Genomic DNA, 15,522 nt, shown 5'->3' on the forward strand with positions numbered 1-15,522 from the left:
TCTGACCGGACGTGCCGATTATTCCATCGAGAATTATTATCGGTCAATCACTAATAATATTAATTATTGGCTTTTCTGCCTCGGTAATTACCCTGACCGAGCTGCGTTCGACGAGCGGACCGTCGAGTTTCACCAGCCGATGCCGCACCGGCGCGCCGGCTGCACGGTTGTGTTCGTCCTGCAGCAAGGTTTCGACGGCCCAGCGTCCCAGCTCGTAGTTCGGCAGCACCACCGTCGACAGTGGCGGATGCGTGTGGCGGGCAATTTCCTGGTCGTCGTAGCCGAGCACGGACACGTCTTCGGGCACGCGCAGGCCGAGTTGTTTCAGTGCCTCGATCGCGCCGAGCGCGGTCAGATCGTTGGCGCAGAAAATGGCGGTCGGTGGATGTGCCTCGCGCATCAGGGAGAGCGTCATTTCGAAGCCGACACCCGAGCTCCAGTCGCCGTCGCGCACCAGTTCCGGCGCGTAAGGCAGATCGGCGGTGGCAAGCGCGGTGCGATAGCCCTTGAGGCGGTCTTTCGAGGCGTCCTGCCAGGGTTCGCCGTTGATATAGCCGATTCGCCGATGCCCCGACTGCAGCAGATAGTCGGTCGCCAGATGGCCGCCCGCGACCTCGGCGGGCACCACGGACGAAAACCCGCCTTCGCTCGTATAGCAGTTCAGCAGCACGGTGGGCACTTGTGAGAGCGCCGCCGGCAGGGTGACCTTGCGGGTGTACACGGTCGCGTAGATCACGCCGAATACGTGCGGGTTCGACAGCGTCGCATCGAGCACCTGCTTCTCGATATCGGCGTTGCCGTGCGTCGAGTAGACGGCAAGCATCTTGCCGCTTGCATAGGCCGCATCGCGCGCACCGTCGATATTGACGACGGGGTGCGGACTCGTGGAAATCTCGTCGGCCAGATAGACGATCAGGTTGCGTTCGTCGTTCGAAGCCGAGACCGGCTCGCGCAGCGAAAGCCGGTAGCCGAGATCGTGCGCGGCCTTCAGCACCTTGTTGCGGGTGGTCTCGGAGAATTTCGCGCCGGTCGCATTGTTCAGGACCAGCGAGACAGTGGATTGCGACACGCCGGTGAGCTTGGCGATGTCGGTCATGGTCGGACGGCGTTGAGTCGATTTTTTCATTGTGCGGGCCGCGCTGTAGCGGCGCGAAAGCAGGAGCATGCCGGTGGCATGTGTGATGCCGACGGTACCACTAATAATATGCGCGCGGCAACGCGCGCTAACCCGCCATTTGGGAGATTTGGTAAGGCATTGACCGGCTCGTTCTGACAATTTTATTACTAATAATATTGACCGATATGCTTTGACGTGCGATTCTCGGTCGCGCGGACCCTGACGGTTCGCCGGCCGCGCGCTATGCGCGGCATGTCATAGGAGACTTTGATGCGCATTCATGCCGCCATCCGCCTGAGGCACCGCCTTTCCTGACTATGCGCGACGTTTCCTTGAATTCGATCCTGCCGTTCGCAACCGGGCTCACGTGGCTCGACGACCCAGTGATCGCCCCCACGCTTGTCACGCTGACGGCAGGGAGCATGCGAGTCGTGATCGCGCCTGAAATCGGCGGCGCGCTGGCGGCTTACTACGAGTCGACGCCAGAAGGCCCGCTGCACTGGCTGCGTCCGGCTACGCAAGCGGCGTTCGATGAACGCGATCCGTTGCGGATGGCGAGCTTTCCGCTCCTTCCCTATTGCAACCGGATTCGCGACGCGCGCTTCCCGTTCGACGGCGGCACGGTCGATCTGAGCGGCAATGACCTGCGTTTTGCGCACGCGCTGCATGGCAATGCGTGGCGGCATCCGTGGCAGGTGGGGGCGCGCACGGAAAGCTCGGTGGAATTGCACTTCGACCACGAACCGGATGCGAAGCTGCCCGGCGACTGGCCGTTCCGTTATCGCGCGCGGCAGCGCATCGAGCTGATTGGCGGTGCGCTGCGCATCACGTTGTCCGCGCAGAATCTGGGTGACCGGCCCATGCCCTTCGGCATGGGCCATCACCCGTACTATCCACGCACCGCGCAGACCCGCATCTACGCCGACGTGCAAGGCATGTGGCATGCCGACGCCGACGTGCTGCCCACGCATCTCGGGCCGCATCCCGCGGTCGAGGCGCTGCGCCACGGCATGTCGCCGGATGCGTTCGCACTCGACAACAACTTCGCCAACTGGTCGCGCGAGGCGACGATTGCGTGGCCCGACGAACACCGTCAACTGACGATGACCGCCGATGCGCCCTTCGATCATATGGTGGTATTCGCGCCGGCCAATGATCCGCAACTGTGCGTGGAACCGGTGACCAACACCACCGATTGCTTCAACGCGGTCGGCATGCAGGACCAGGTGGGCGGCTGTGTATTGCAGCCGGGCGAGGAGATCGCAGCGGGCTTGATCTGGACGCCGCAAAGAGGCTAAGCGCGGTTGTCAGCTCCGCCCTTGCGCTTTCACGCTTGCGACTCGCAAAAAGAAAAAGGGCGGCCATGCCGCCCTTTCAATCTGGCTCACTCCACCCGCAACCGTGCCATATACGGCAAGTGATCCGAGAGCCACGCGGTTTCCTGCGTAGGCTGGATCCATTCGACCGGCATCATGCCGCGCACGAACATCTTGTCGAGCGCGAGTGCCGGTGAGAAAGCCGGAAACGTGCGGCCCGATTCGCCAAGCAGCGTCGCCACTTCCTGCAGGCCGTGTTCGGCGAAGAGCGGCACCGAATCGTTGCGCCAGTCGTTGAAGTCGCCGGCTAGCACCAGCGGACCTTCGGGCGCTTCCTTCGCGATCCAGTGCGCGATCCAGTTCATCTGCCGCAAGCGCGCCGAGCGCGTGAGCGCGAGATGCGCGCACAGCAGCGTGACCGAATGACCGCCGAAGGTCGCCCGCGCCACCAGCAATCCGCGCTTTTCGAAGCGATGCGCGGAGATGTCCCAGCGTCCGCCGAGGTCGAGCGGATGCGGTGACAGAATCGCATTGCCATGCCGCCACGACGGCTTGAACACATTCGGTCCAAGCGCGATTTCGAGTTCCGCCGCGCGTGCGATTTCGGTGGCCTGGCAATGCCAGACATCGCTCAACGGATCGGCGAGCGGTGCGCCGAAACTACTGGCCAAGATCGGCGAGGGCATGCGCCGCGCCATCGCTTCCTGCAAAAAATACGCGTCCGCATGGGTCGACTGAACCCAGCGCTGCATTGCCTGCCAGGCCTGAAAACCGAGCGGTGTGCGGCCCTTATGCAGATTCCAGCTCACCGCAATGAAATCCTTGGGCGCTACGCTCTCGCGGATCAATTCTTCTGGGTTTCGCATGCCGCGTTGTCCACGTGTTCTGTTGAGGCTTCGGTTATTCGCTTCAATTCGGTTTGAGTCGCGCGAGTTTGCGCGGTTTGCGCTAATTCGGGCTGTTGGCGAGGCTCGCACGCACGCGGTAAACGAGGTTCGGATTCTTGTCGACGATCGTCCAGCTCGTCCACTGTCCCGCCGGCACTCTCAGGCCCGGATGGCTTGCGCTCACCTGGCGCGGTTGCGGCGGCAGCTTGCAGCCGGTGTCGGTTTGCTGCGGGGTGTCTTCCTCGAACGTTTCCTGGGCTTCGATCGACAGCGTGACCGCATTCGCATCCGCCTGAAGCGGCGAGACCGTCAGCGTGCGCGTCAGATCGATGCTGCCGCCGGGCTGATCTTTGCAGCCGACGTTATGCTGCACCATCTTGTGATGCGTATCCGTGCGGGCCTGGCCGACGGTGGTGGTGCCGTCGAACGCGTCGATCTGCTGGCCGTCGCGCATGACCTGCAACTGCCATTGCACGACCTGCTGCGCCGGCTGTTGTTGCGCGTTCGCGAGCAACGAAGTGCCGAACAGCACGGCGACGATACTGGTTTTCCACATAAAAAAGTCTCCGGTCACTGCGTCCGGTCGAGTAGTCAGAGGGCCATCTTACGCCTGATGGCCTGAACGCTTTTCTGACACCTCAAACGGGGCCGGGTTCAGCAACACACCATTTCGCAGGTGCGGGGAATCCGCGAAGGGACTTCCGCCGGGGCATTGCCGGAAACCCGCCGTTGTTAGCAGCAGAGCCGCATGACTGCTGGCTTGCACACGAATATGTCATCGTTACACTGGACTTGAAACGGCGCCCATCAGGTGCCGCAGCAGCAAGACCAGCCAGACGGGGTGAGCGATGACAACAGCTATGGTCAAACAGGAAATCGCCGTGGCATCTTTCAGCCGGGTATACGACCTCGATCAGGTCGAAACCGCGCTGAACGATCTCGGCGACGGCGCGAACGAGGCACTGCGCGCCACGTACGAAAAGATGCTGAAAACCGGCAATCTGCGCTTCTGCGTCAAGCCGAACCGGATGCCGTCGATCGACGATCTGATCGACGCGCTGCCCAACTTTTCAGCGCCGCTCGACGACGTTCGCAAGCAGGTCGCCCTGTGCCTCGAAACCGAAGACCGGCTCGAACTGATGCCGATCCTGCTGCTCGGCGATCCAGGCATCGGCAAGACGCACTTTGCCAAGCAGTTGGCGCGCCTGCTCGGCACCGCCTACCAATACGTAGCGATGAGTTCGCTGACCGCGGGGTGGATTCTGTCGGGCGCCTCGTCGCAGTGGAAGAACGCCAAGCCGGGCAAGGTGTTCGATGCGCTCGTGAACGGCAGCTACGCGAACCCGGTGATCGCGGTCGACGAAATCGACAAGGCCACCGGCGATTCGCAATACGACCCGCTCGGCGCACTGTACGCGCTGCTCGAGCACGATACAGCGCAGACCTTCATCGACGAATTCGCCGAGATTCCGATCAATGCCGGCCATGTGATCTGGATCGCGACGGCGAACGACGAGCGGTCGATCCCGGAGCCGATTCTGAACCGGATGAACGTGTACGAGATTCCGCCGCCGGATCATGACGGCGCGCGCCGTATCGCCCAATCGATCTACGACGAGATTCGCTCGGCGCACAACTGGGGTCTGCGCTTTCCCGAAACGCTCGGCGACGCCGCGCTCGACGCATTGAAGCTGGCGTCGCCGCGTGAAATGCGGCGCGCGATCCTGAATGGCTTCGGCGCCGCGCGGATCGACGGGCGCGATCGGATCGAAGCCGGCGATATCCGTCTGGATTACGGAAATCGTCGAAAACCGATCGGTTTTTGAGGTTTTTTGCCCTGTTTTTGCCTGAAAGCCGCCTTCGGGCGGCTTTTTTATGGCCTGAAACCGGGTATCCATACCGGAAATACGATGAATGCCTCGGCAATTGTTGCTAATTGTGAGATGCGATGACGTGTCGCGACACGGCGCCACGCAGCCTCTCGCCGGCATCAAGAGTCGAGCGCGGCGACCTTCGACGGCGTACACTGATTCTGTCCGGCCCCTACGTTTAAGACCTGATCAAGACCGAATGCCCGCAGTTGCCCGACTGCGGGCATTTCCGTCTGTGCAGCGTCGTACAATTTTGCAAAGCGATTGCGTAAGGCCAGGTGCGTTCGACAGCGAGCGGTGTGCGGTCTTCCATAGCCGCATCCGGTCTTCATCTATATCGGGTGAATGAGGCAGCGCGCGGCGAGGTCGGCCGCGTCAAGGGACATGGATCAAATCGAATGTGTAGTGATCGGCGCGGGCGTGGTCGGTCTCGCAGTGGCACGCGCACTGGCGGCGCGCGGGCGCGAAGTGATCGTGCTGGAAGCAGCCGAAGCGATCGGCGTGGGTACCAGTTCGCGCAATAGCGAAGTGATTCACGCGGGAATCTACTATCCGCGCGGCTCGCTGAAAGCGGCGCTCTGTGTGCGCGGCCGCGAGATGCTCTACGACTACTGCGTCGAGCACAACGTGCCGCATTCGCGCTGCGGCAAATTGCTGGTTGCCACTTCGCGCAATCAGATTCCCCAGCTCGAAAGCATCATGGCGAAGGGCCGTGAAAACGGCGTGCTCGACCTGATGCGAATCAACGGCGACCAGGCGCAAGCGCTGGAACCCGCGCTCGAATGTGTCGAGGCCGTGTTCTCGCCGCAGACCGGCATTGTCGATAGTCACCAGTTGATGCTGGCGATTCAGGGCGACGCCGAGCGCGACGGCGCGGTGTGTGCGTTCCATGCGCCGGTCGAGGCGATCGAGGCGAGCAACGCGCGCTTCATCATCAAGGTGGGCGGCAGCGCGCCGACCACCATCAACGCCGCCTGCGTGATCAACAGCGCCGGTTTACACGCGAACGCGCTGGCGCGCAAGATTCGCGGCCTCGACGCGCGGCATGTGCCGCCGCTCTACCTCGCGCGCGGCAACTACTTCAGCATCTCGGGGCGCGCGCCGTTCAGCCGGCTGATCTATCCGATGCCGAACGAAGCCGGCCTCGGCGTGCATCTGACGATCGATCTCGGTGGCCAGGCGCGCTTCGGTCCCGACGTCGAATGGGTCGATGCGATCAATTACGACGTCGATCCGCATCGTGCGGATTCCTTTTACTCGGCGATTCGCGCGTACTGGCCCGCGCTTCCCGACGATGCCCTGCAACCCGCGTATGCAGGCATTCGTCCGAAGCTCTCCGGCCCCGGCGAGCCGGCCGCCGACTTCGTGATCCAGGGGCCGGCTGCCCATGGCGTGCGCGGGCTCGTCAATCTGTTCGGTATCGAGTCGCCGGGACTCACGGCCTCGCTCGCGATCGCCCAGCGTGTCTGCGAACTGAGTGGGCGCGCTTAATTGTCGCACCCGCGAATTCTCGCCGCGTTGTTTGCGTCAGGCGCTCAACGGCCAATTCGCGCTCGAAACGGGCGCGCGGGGGCGTAGCAATTCGGTTATCTCTATCATTTGAGTCATCACGCGCGACGGCTTCATTGCTATCCTTGGGGACCGCTGTCATTAGAACGGCGATCAGTTCAATATAAATGGAGTGAGTCCCCCATGAAATCTTCCCGTCGTACGTTTTTGATCACCAGCATTGGTGTGGCATCGACCTTCGCCCTGTCGCGCCAGGCTTTCGCCGACGCACCGAAGGTCGCCGAGACCGATCCGACCGCACAGGCGCTCGGCTACAAGGCTGACGCGAGCAAAGTCGACAAGGCCAAGTACGCGAAGTACGCAGCCGGCCAGGACTGCGGCAACTGCAGCTTCTACCAGGGCAAGCCGACTGACGCCTACGCCGGTTGTCCGATGTTCGCGGGCAAGCAGGTCGCGAGCACGGGTTGGTGCAGCGCATATAACAAGAAAGCCTGATTACGTTTCAGCCGCGCGCACATTCAGTGTCGTGGCAAATGCGCCGCAACATCACGGCGCCGGACTGCGGTCCGATCATCGAGGCGTCTGCTGCCCTGCGCAACAGACGCCTTTTTGTTGCTTGAAAACAGCTTGCACGGTCTTTACACTCCAATCCGATTGCCGCGGCTGGTGCTGTTTTTTCTCGCTCGCGCTAAAGCACGCCGAAGCACATCTACGCTGAGACGCCTTACTACGCGACATTTTTCGCAGGCTGGAGATTCGAATGGCACCAGCGTCAAGGAGCCTCAATACACGCGCCGTCGTGGCGGCCGTGATTGGCAATGCACTCGAATGGTACGACTTCACCGTGTTCGGTTTCCTCACGGTGGTGATCGCACAATTGTTCTTTCCGGCAGGCAACGACTATTCGTCGATACTGCTGACCACCGCAACCTTCGGCGTCGCCTTTGTCATGCGGCCGATCGGCGGCATCGTACTCGGGCTTTACGCGGATCGCGCGGGGCGCAAGGCGGCGCTGTCGCTCGTCATCGGGCTGATGACGCTCGGCATTCTGCTGCTGGCGATTGCCCCGCCGTATTCGGCGATCGGCATCGGCGCGCCGTTGATGATCGTGCTCGGGCGTTTGCTGCAGGGTTTTTCCGCCGGCGGTGAATTCGGCAGTTCGACCGCTTTGCTGATCGAAGCGGCGCCGTTCTCGAAACGCGGTTTCTACGGCAGTTGGCAGATGGCGAGTCAGGCGGCCGCGCTTCTGCTCGGAGCGGTGGTGGGCGCGCTGATCACGCGCGGCCTCTCGCCTGAGGCGCTGAAGTCATGGGGCTGGCGCGTACCGTTCATCGTGGGATTAATCATCGGGCCGATCGGCTTTTATATCCGCCGGAATCTCTCCGACTCGGAAGCCTTTCTGCTTGCGCAAAAAACGGCGCGGCGCGCGACACTCGGCGAAGTGTTCAAGAGCCATAGCCGCGACGTGCTGTGCGGGCTCGGCGCGGTGATCGCGCTCACGGTGACCATCTACGTGCTGATCAGCTATCTGCCGACCTTTGCGGTCAAGCAACTGAAGTTGCCCTATGCGCAATCCTTCTACGCGGTGATCGTCGGCAATCTGCTGTTGACCGTGCTTTCGCCGCTGACGGGCGCATGGTCGGACCGGATCGGGCGCAAGGGGCTTTCGCTGTGGTCGCTGGTACTGACGCTCGTGATCATCTACCCGCTGTTCGCGTGGCTCGCGGCGGAGCCGAGCGTGTCGAAACTGATTCTCGTGCAGGCGCTTCTGTCGATCACGCTGTCCGGCTATTACGGGCCGTTCGGCGCGTTGATTGCCGAGCTGTTCCCGGCGAACGTGCGCTCGATTGGTTTATCGCTCGCATACAACGTCGCGGTGATGTTGTTCGGCGGCTTCGGGCCTTTCGTCGTGACGTGGCTGATCAATACCACGGGTTCACCGCTCGCGCCGACCTATTACGTGATGGGCGGACTGGCGATGTCGATCGTGGCAGTGGCGTGTATCCCCGGCAAGCGCCATGCGGATCTCGATGCACAGCGCAAACCGGCTTGAACGTTCGTTTAACTGCGTGCAGGTATCAACGGCGGCCGTTTGTCGAACCACGGCCGTGCCGCTTCGAGTTGGGCGGCCAGCCGCAATAGCGTTGCTTCACCGCCGTTACGCGTGGCGAACTGCACGCCGATAGGCAGTCCGCGCGCGTTCCAGTAAAGCGGCACCGACATCGCCGGCTGTCCGCTCAGATTGAACAATTCCGTGCATCCCGCCCATGCGAATGCCTTGTTCGACGCTTCGGTCAGCAGCTTCTTCATCAGGGCTTCGAGCGGCATCGCCGTGACGGCGCGCATCTGCATGCGCTCGGCGGACGTCGGCTGCATTTCGCCGATCTTGATCGGTGAGGCGGCGAGCGTCGCGCACAGCAGCACGTCGTAGCGGTTCAGCAAATCGGCGAGGCGTTCGGTGATGCGACGCTGTTCTTCCAGCGCGCTGGGCAGGCCGCGCTCGCCGAGTTTGCGGCCGACGTGCGCCATGGCCCACGTCGAAATTTCGAATTCGTCGCGCTGCGGTTTGCGGCCGGTGATGCGATCGGCGTTCAGCACCATTTCTTCCGCCGTCACCGACCAGAGCATCAGGAACGCATGGCGGACTGCCGCGAAATCGATGCCGAGCGAGACCGGTTCGATGTTGTGGCCGAGCGAACTGGCGAGTTGCGCAGCGTCTTCGAGCGCGGCGCGCGAGTCGGCGGAGAGCGAGGGGGCCAGCATCGAATCGGTGACGTAGGCAATATTCAACGGCTTGCACGGCTCGCGGCTGGCGCCAAGGAAAGTGCCCGGGGCGCCGAGTGGTCTGTCCGCGTTGCCTGCCAGCAGATCGAGCAGCAACGCGCTGTCGCGCACGCTGCGCGATACCGCATGATCGATGCCGAGTTCGCCGACCGCTGCCGTCGGCGTGGCGCGCGGCACACGTCCGCGGGACGGCTTGAGGCCGAACAGGCCACAACATGAAGCGGGAATGCGAATCGAGCCGCCGCCATCCGATGCATGCGCGAGCGGCACGATGCCGGCGGCGACCGCCGCGGCCGCACCGCCGCTGGAGCCGCCTGGCGTATGGTCGAGATTCCACGGGTTGCGGCATGCGCCGAACAATTCGGGTTCCGTATAAGGCATCTGACCGAGTTCGGAAGTGCTGGTCTTGGCGAAGATATTGAGGCCGGCCGCTTTTGCAAGCGCGACGACCGGTGCATCTTCGGTTGGAATGAAATGGCGATAGTGACGGCTGCCCATCGACATGCGCAATCCGGCGACTGCCGCGCCCAGATCCTTGATCAGATAGGGCACACCCGCGAGCGCTGCCTGCGCGCTTCCGCCATCCATATTGTTTGCGCCATTCGCTCTGTTCGCATCATCACGCGAGGCGCGCCGGCGCGCTGCGTCGTAGTCCTTCAGGACGATCGCATTGATCGCGGGATTGACGGCTTCGGTGCGGGAAATCGCGATGTCGAGCAGCTCGCGCGCGCTTGCTTCGCGGCTTCGAATCAGTTCGGCGAGGCCGATGGCGTCATGAGCGAGATAGTCTGATTGCACGACGGAGGGGCCCTCACGATGGAGTATTGGATTTGCCGGTTGCCTATGCGCATGATGAACGGCTCTGCCGGACGTTCCGTCGTGCCCGGTTCGTCGATACGCATGGAAGAAGACGACGCGCCGATGGCGCGTCGTCTTTGAGAGAGTAACTCAGTACCGGCGCCCGTTGCAGACGCCGATTAAAGTCGCGAGCTGCCGGCGCGGGCGCCGGGTACAGCCGCGGGTTGCAGGTGCGAGTTACGGCTGCGAACTGTGATCGCGAACTACGGCTGTGAATTACAACCGTGAATTGCAGCCGTGAATTGCAGCCGCGAGTTACAACCGCGAGTTACAACCGCTCACCCAGAAAGGTCAGCGTGCGACCATGCGCGAGCGCCGCCGCGGGCTGGTTATAAGACGCGCGGTCCGAGCAGTTGAAGCCGTGATCGGCGTTCGGATAGATGTTGAATTCCGCAACGGCGTGACCGGCGAAACGCTCCTGAATCTGGCCGACAGCCGACAGCGGAATATGCGCGTCGAGTTCGCCGTAATGGAATTGCATCGGCACCTTGATCTTCGCGGCCTGATCGAGCTTGTTCTGGATGCCGCCGCCGTAATAAGCGACCGCGCCGTCGAGCGTGCCTTGCGCGGCTGCCAGATACGCGAGTTGGCCGCCGAAACAGAAGCCGATCGCCGCAACCTTGCCGGTCACTTCCGGCATGGCGCGCAGCGCAGCGGCTGCTGCGCCGATATCGGCTACCGCCTGATCGACATTGGTCTTTTGCATCAACTCGATGCCTTTCTCACGATCCGCACCGTCATACGTCAATTCGACGCGCGGCTGCACGCGCCAGAACACGTCCGGTGCAAGTGCGACGTAGCCGTCTTGCGCATACTGATCCGCGATCGAACGGATATGGCTGTTCACGCCGAAGATTTCCTGAATGATGATGACGGCCGGTCCCTTGCCGCCTTTGGGCAGCGCCAGATAGCCGCCGAAGCTGTCGTTGCCGGCAGGAATGTCAATCCAGCGGGAAGTCGTGCTCATGTTGCTCTCCATTTACCCGCGCGTCGTTGAAGCGCGGAGTCGGTCTGAATGAATGCCAGAGGCCTGAATACCTGAAGCGGCCGATCAGTTTGCCATCAAAAGAAACGGCTTGCAGTGAGGCCGCGCGCGACCTGACAACGCTCGTCATGCGGCGGCCATCTCGTAAGACGATTGAAACATTCTCGATAATTCATTTCTCCGTCGTGACGTGGCTCGGTACAGTCGGGCGTATCTGCTTGCCCGTGTCGCGAGCGCGTTGTTGGGACAGGAAACGAACATGAACGAAGACAATTTTGTGACGCCGTTTGCGGCGCGTTTCGAATTGCGTGTGCCGGTCGTGCAGGCGCCGATGGCCGGCGGCGCGACGACGCCCGCGCTGGTCGCCGCGGTATCGAATGCAGGCGGTCTTGGCTTTCTGGCGGCGGCGGCGTTGTCGCCCGAGAAGATTGCGAGCGAGGTCGCGGCGATTCGCGCGCTGACGGATCGTCCGTTTGGCGTGAATCTGTTCGTGCTGGAGCCAGCTGCGCCGGATGATGCCACCGTGCGCCACGCGCTCGAAGCAATCGATCCGCTGCGCGCGGACCTCGGTTTGCCGCCGGGCCAGCCGCTCGAACGTTACGCGCCGGATTTCCGCGCGCAACTGGACACGCTGATCGAATTGCGCGTGCCGGTGGCGAGCTTCACGTTCGGGCTGCTTTCCGCTGAGGACGTCGCTCGTCTGCATGCAAGCGGTCTATATGTAATAGGCACCGCGACGCATGTTGCCGAGGGTGTCGCGTGGCGCGACGCGGGCGCCGATGCAATCGCGGCGCAAGGCGCGGAGGCCGGCGCGCATCGCGGTACCTTCATCGGCGCATTCGAGGAGGCGCTGGTCGGCACCATGGCGCTCGTGCCGCAACTCGTCGACGCGACCGGTTTGCCGGTGCTGGCCGCCGGCGGCATCATGGACGGACGCGGCATCGTCGCCGCGCTCGCGCTCGGCGCGCAAGCCGCGGTGATGGGCACCGCCTTCCTCACCTGTCTGGAGAGTGCGATACCGCAGGCATGGAAAACCCGCGTACGTTCGATGTCCGACACGTCGACTTCCGTGACGCGCGCGATCACCGGCCGCCATGCGCGCGGCATACGCAATCCGTTGATGCAGCGTTTGAGCGAGTCGGCGGATAAGATCGTGCCGTATCCGGTGCAAAACGCCTTGACGCAGGAACTACGGCAAACCGCGAGCCGCGCGGGTAACGGCGACTATCTGTCGCTCTGGTCCGGCCAGGGCGCGCCGCTTGGCCGTAAGCGCCGGGAAGGCCTCGGTGCCGCTGAACTGGTTGGGCAACTCGAGCAGGAATGGCAGGCGGCAGCAGCACGGATTGCCGCGCTCGAGCGTTGATTCAGCATGACCCAGGCGCGCCTCGCAGCGATCTGCGAGGCGCCTTGTTTTTTAACGCAATGCCTATTCGAACCATTAACGGTTTAACACGCTAAAAGCTTTAGGCTTTGTTGTCAGAGCAAACGCTTACCTGGCGGAAACCCGCATGGGTTGGTGCTTTCCAGCCTGTCTGCCCGGCCGTAACCGGTCCTTGTTGGATAAACGCTATTAGTGTTCATCCCACTTCCTCAAAAAAGTCCCACAATTTAATTTGATGGCCTACACTTGCGCGCAAGTACGGGTTGCCGCCTGCCACAAACAGGTTGGTGAACGTGCTGGCCAAGTGCATGAACGATGCAACCGGCGTGGTCGTCCACGGGACTGAGCGACACGTGTAGGGAAGCGGGGGCACAGGGCGATTACGTTGTTTTTGGGACCGAAACTGGAGACTTACATGAACATCAAGATTCAAAAGCTGTTGCCGATCAGCGCTGCGGCCATGTTGTTTGCGTCGTTGGCAACGGGCGCGGTGGCGGACGAGGTCGTCAAGATCGGCCACGTTGCACCGTTGACCGGCGGTATCGCTCACCTGGGTAAAGACAACGAAAACGGCGCGCGTCTGGCTGTTGAAGAAATCAACGCCAAGGGCCTGACGATCGGTGGCCAGAAAATCACGCTGCAACTCGACGCACAAGACGACGCAGCTGACCCGCGTACGGCTACGCAAGTCGCGCAGAAGCTGGTTGACGATAAGGTCGTCGCAGTGGTCGGCCACTTGAACTCGGGCACCTCGATTCCGGCTTCGAAGATCTATAGCGATGCTGGCATCGTGCAGATCTCGCCGTCGGCAACGAACCCGGCCTACACGCAACAAGGTTTCAAGACGACGTACCGCGTCGTCGCGACCGATGCGCAACAGGGTCCGGCACTGGCTAACTACGCAGCCAAGGGCCTGAAAGTGAAGAGCGTCGCGATCGTCGACGACTCGACCGCTTACGGCCAGGGTCTCGCCAACGAATTCGAAAAGACCGCCAAGTCGCTGGGCCTGAACGTGATGTCGCATGACGCGACGAACGACAAGGCTGTCGACTTCCGCGCGATTCTGACGAAGATCAAGGGCGAAAACCCGGACGCGATCATGTACGGCGGTATGGACGCAACCGGCGGCCCGTTCGCCAAGCAAGCCAAGCAGCTCGGCCTGCGTGCGAAGGTGCTGGCAGGCGACGGCGTGTGTACCGACAAGCTGTCGGACCTGGCTGGCGACGCAACCGACAACATCGTCTGCTCGGAAGCCGGTATGGCGCTCGAGAAGATGGCTGGCGGCGCAGCGTTCCTCGCCAAGTATCAGAAGCGTTTCGGTCAGCCGATCCAGATCTACGCTCCGTTCACGTATGACGCTGTGTACATCATCGTCGACGCTATGAAGCGTGCGAACTCGACCGATCCGGCGAAGATCCTGGCAGCAATGCCGGCGACCGACTACAAGGGTGTGATCGGCGAAACCACGTTCGACTCGAAGGGCGACCTTCAACACGGCGTGATCTCGCTGTACAACTACAAGGCCGGCAAGAAGACGCTGCTCGACGTAGTGAAGATGTAAGAACCGCATGACGGAAGACAGCTTTGTTTGTCTTCCATCAGGTAGTTAAAAGGCACGCGCGCCGTATGGTTCGCGTGCCTTTTCTTTTGGGCATTTGCGTGAGAGGCTGACGGGCTTGAGAACGTCGTTTGGGAGAGTGCCGTGACCACTGTGATGCGTTCGATCGATAACGGCTGGCGTCGCTGGATTGCCGAGAATCTGCTGCTCGACGCATCGCCCGCTGCTCTGCACGGTGCGCTGGTCGGACACGGTTTCGACCCGGCCGAAGCGGCGCGCGAAATCGAGGCAGCGCTCGCGAGTCCTTACTTCGACGGGGCCACGCGTTTGCGCAATCGTTTGCGCAAACGTGAATGGATATTGTCGGTGTACGGCACGCTCAATCGCATGCGCGCGGGCAGCGATGTGATCGAACGGCGCGAGCGCTTATCGCGTGACGCGTTCTTTGAGCAGTACTACTTTCAGAACCGGCCGGTCATTATCACCGGCGCTTTCGATTTCTGGCCGGCGCGCACGCAATGGAGTTTCGACTACTTTCGCGAGCGGTGCGGCGATTGTGAAGTCGAAGTGCAGTTCGGCCGCGAGTCGGATGCGAATTACGAAATCAATCAGCCGAAGCTCAAGCGCATGATGCGTTTTGCCGATTATGTCGATCTCGTCGAGCGCAGCGGCCCGACTAACGATTTCTACATGACCGCCAATAACACCTCGCACAATCGCGCGGCACTCGCGGCGTTATGGTCCGATGTGCCGGCTATCGGCGAATATCTCGATGCCGGATCGCCCGATACCGGTTTTTTCTGGATGGGACCGGCTGGAACGAAGACACCGTTTCACCATGATCTGACCAATAACTTCATGGCGCAGGTGATGGGCCGCAAACAGATCAAGCTGGTGCCGTTATCCGATACGCCGCATATGGCTAACTTTCTCCATTGCTATTCGCAGGTGGACGGCAGCGCGATCGACCACGAACGTTTCCCGTCGATGCGCAATGCGCATCTGCTGGAATGCACGCTTGAACCCGGCGAATTGCTGTTTCTGCCGATTGGCTGGTGGCATTACGTGGAAGGACTCGACGCGTCGGTGACGATGACGTTCACTAATTTTCTGCAGCGTAACGACTTCTCGAGTAATTACGTTACGTATCACGAACTGTGATGTGCCGCTGAATCTGCCCGCGTCCTGGACGGGGTTTGAATGTTTTTGTTGCAGTTGCTCTCGTGTGCAGCTTCCGTGTCCCCGTAGCAGTCGCT

At 61.8% G+C, this 15,522-nt stretch carries 13 protein-coding genes; 8 read left to right on the forward strand and 5 right to left on the reverse strand.

Features of this window, described 5'->3' with window-relative positions:
* Positions 1–43: 43 nt before the first annotated feature.
* Entirely contained in the window at positions 44–1,096 is a 1,053-nt protein-coding gene (locus ACOSV0_RS00800; RefSeq protein ID WP_434110356.1) for a LacI family DNA-binding transcriptional regulator, read from the reverse strand.
* A 338-nt stretch (positions 1,097–1,434) separates the two neighbouring features.
* On the opposite strand from ACOSV0_RS00800, the gene ACOSV0_RS00805 reads away from it, so the two are divergent.
* A complete protein-coding gene (locus ACOSV0_RS00805; protein ID WP_434108109.1) occupies positions 1,435–2,415 on the forward strand; it encodes an aldose 1-epimerase in 981 nt (326 codons plus the stop codon).
* An 86-nt stretch (positions 2,416–2,501) separates the two neighbouring features.
* Here the strand turns inward: ACOSV0_RS00805 and ACOSV0_RS00810 are convergent, their stop codons facing one another.
* Positions 2,502–3,299, reverse strand: a complete 798-nt coding sequence (locus ACOSV0_RS00810; protein WP_434108110.1) for an endonuclease/exonuclease/phosphatase family protein — start codon at positions 3,297–3,299, stop codon at positions 2,502–2,504.
* 82 nt (positions 3,300–3,381) lie between these two features.
* On the reverse strand, positions 3,382–3,876 hold the full coding sequence (locus tag ACOSV0_RS00815) for a hypothetical protein (protein ID WP_434108112.1): 495 nt from the start codon (positions 3,874–3,876) through the stop codon (positions 3,382–3,384).
* A gap of 292 nt (positions 3,877–4,168) precedes the next feature.
* Between ACOSV0_RS00815 and ACOSV0_RS00820 the strand changes: the two genes are divergently transcribed.
* The 4 genes from ACOSV0_RS00820 (at position 4,169) to ACOSV0_RS00835 (ending at position 8,753) form a co-directional block, all read left to right on the forward strand.
* Positions 4,169–5,146, forward strand: a complete 978-nt coding sequence (locus tag ACOSV0_RS00820; RefSeq protein WP_434108113.1) for an AAA family ATPase — start codon at positions 4,169–4,171, stop codon at positions 5,144–5,146.
* A gap of 429 nt (positions 5,147–5,575) precedes the next feature.
* On the forward strand, positions 5,576–6,682 hold the full coding sequence (locus tag ACOSV0_RS00825) for an NAD(P)/FAD-dependent oxidoreductase (protein WP_434108114.1): 1,107 nt from the start codon (positions 5,576–5,578) through the stop codon (positions 6,680–6,682).
* A gap of 201 nt (positions 6,683–6,883) precedes the next feature.
* Complete coding sequence (locus ACOSV0_RS00830) at positions 6,884–7,195, forward strand: high-potential iron-sulfur protein (protein ID WP_434108115.1); 312 nt, start codon at positions 6,884–6,886, stop codon at positions 7,193–7,195.
* Positions 7,196–7,460: 265 nt separating this feature from the next.
* Positions 7,461–8,753 (forward strand): MFS transporter, encoded by a 1,293-nt coding sequence (locus ACOSV0_RS00835; RefSeq protein ID WP_434108116.1) that lies wholly within the window; start codon positions 7,461–7,463, stop codon positions 8,751–8,753.
* An 8-nt stretch (positions 8,754–8,761) separates the two neighbouring features.
* Here ACOSV0_RS00835 and ACOSV0_RS00840 read toward each other — a convergent pair whose 3' ends face one another.
* Complete coding sequence (locus tag ACOSV0_RS00840) at positions 8,762–10,282, reverse strand: amidase (protein ID WP_434108117.1); 1,521 nt, start codon at positions 10,280–10,282, stop codon at positions 8,762–8,764.
* 328 nt (positions 10,283–10,610) lie between these two features.
* Positions 10,611–11,309, reverse strand: a complete 699-nt coding sequence (locus ACOSV0_RS00845) for a dienelactone hydrolase family protein (protein WP_434108119.1) — start codon at positions 11,307–11,309, stop codon at positions 10,611–10,613.
* A gap of 277 nt (positions 11,310–11,586) precedes the next feature.
* On the opposite strand from ACOSV0_RS00845, the gene ACOSV0_RS00850 reads away from it, so the two are divergent.
* From ACOSV0_RS00850 to ACOSV0_RS00860, 3 genes are all read left to right on the forward strand, one after another.
* Entirely contained in the window at positions 11,587–12,690 is a 1,104-nt protein-coding gene (locus tag ACOSV0_RS00850; protein ID WP_434108120.1) for an NAD(P)H-dependent flavin oxidoreductase, read from the forward strand.
* Positions 12,691–13,123: 433 nt separating this feature from the next.
* Positions 13,124–14,269: a branched-chain amino acid ABC transporter substrate-binding protein gene (locus ACOSV0_RS00855; RefSeq protein ID WP_054037935.1), complete on the forward strand. Its 1,146-nt coding sequence runs from the start codon at positions 13,124–13,126 to the stop codon at positions 14,267–14,269.
* 153 nt (positions 14,270–14,422) lie between these two features.
* The gene (locus ACOSV0_RS00860; RefSeq protein ID WP_434110358.1) at positions 14,423–15,427 is read left to right on the forward strand and encodes a cupin-like domain-containing protein; all 1,005 of its coding nucleotides are present in this window, start codon (positions 14,423–14,425) and stop codon (positions 15,425–15,427) included.
* Positions 15,428–15,522: the final 95 nt, after the last annotated feature.

The organism is Paraburkholderia caffeinilytica (assembly GCF_051027425.1).
GTDB lineage: Bacteria > Pseudomonadota > Gammaproteobacteria > Burkholderiales > Burkholderiaceae > Paraburkholderia > Paraburkholderia caffeinilytica_A.

Coding starts and splice junctions, on each gene's coding strand:
- ACOSV0_RS00800 (WP_434110356.1), bottom strand. CDS start 1,096: ATGACCGACATCGCCAAGCTCACCGGCGTGTCGCAATCCACTGTCTCG.
- ACOSV0_RS00805 (WP_434108109.1), top strand. CDS start 1,435: ATGCGCGACGTTTCCTTGAATTCGATCCTGCCGTTCGCAACCGGGCTC.
- ACOSV0_RS00810 (WP_434108110.1), bottom strand. CDS start 3,299: ATGCGAAACCCAGAAGAATTGATCCGCGAGAGCGTAGCGCCCAAGGAT.
- ACOSV0_RS00815 (WP_434108112.1), bottom strand. CDS start 3,876: ATGTGGAAAACCAGTATCGTCGCCGTGCTGTTCGGCACTTCGTTGCTC.
- ACOSV0_RS00820 (WP_434108113.1), top strand. CDS start 4,169: ATGACAACAGCTATGGTCAAACAGGAAATCGCCGTGGCATCTTTCAGC.
- ACOSV0_RS00825 (WP_434108114.1), top strand. CDS start 5,576: ATGGATCAAATCGAATGTGTAGTGATCGGCGCGGGCGTGGTCGGTCTC.
- ACOSV0_RS00830 (WP_434108115.1), top strand. CDS start 6,884: ATGAAATCTTCCCGTCGTACGTTTTTGATCACCAGCATTGGTGTGGCA.
- ACOSV0_RS00835 (WP_434108116.1), top strand. CDS start 7,461: ATGGCACCAGCGTCAAGGAGCCTCAATACACGCGCCGTCGTGGCGGCC.
- ACOSV0_RS00845 (WP_434108119.1), bottom strand. CDS start 11,309: ATGAGCACGACTTCCCGCTGGATTGACATTCCTGCCGGCAACGACAGC.
- ACOSV0_RS00850 (WP_434108120.1), top strand. CDS start 11,587: ATGAACGAAGACAATTTTGTGACGCCGTTTGCGGCGCGTTTCGAATTG.
- ACOSV0_RS00855 (WP_054037935.1), top strand. CDS start 13,124: ATGAACATCAAGATTCAAAAGCTGTTGCCGATCAGCGCTGCGGCCATG.
- ACOSV0_RS00860 (WP_434110358.1), top strand. CDS start 14,423: ATGCGTTCGATCGATAACGGCTGGCGTCGCTGGATTGCCGAGAATCTG.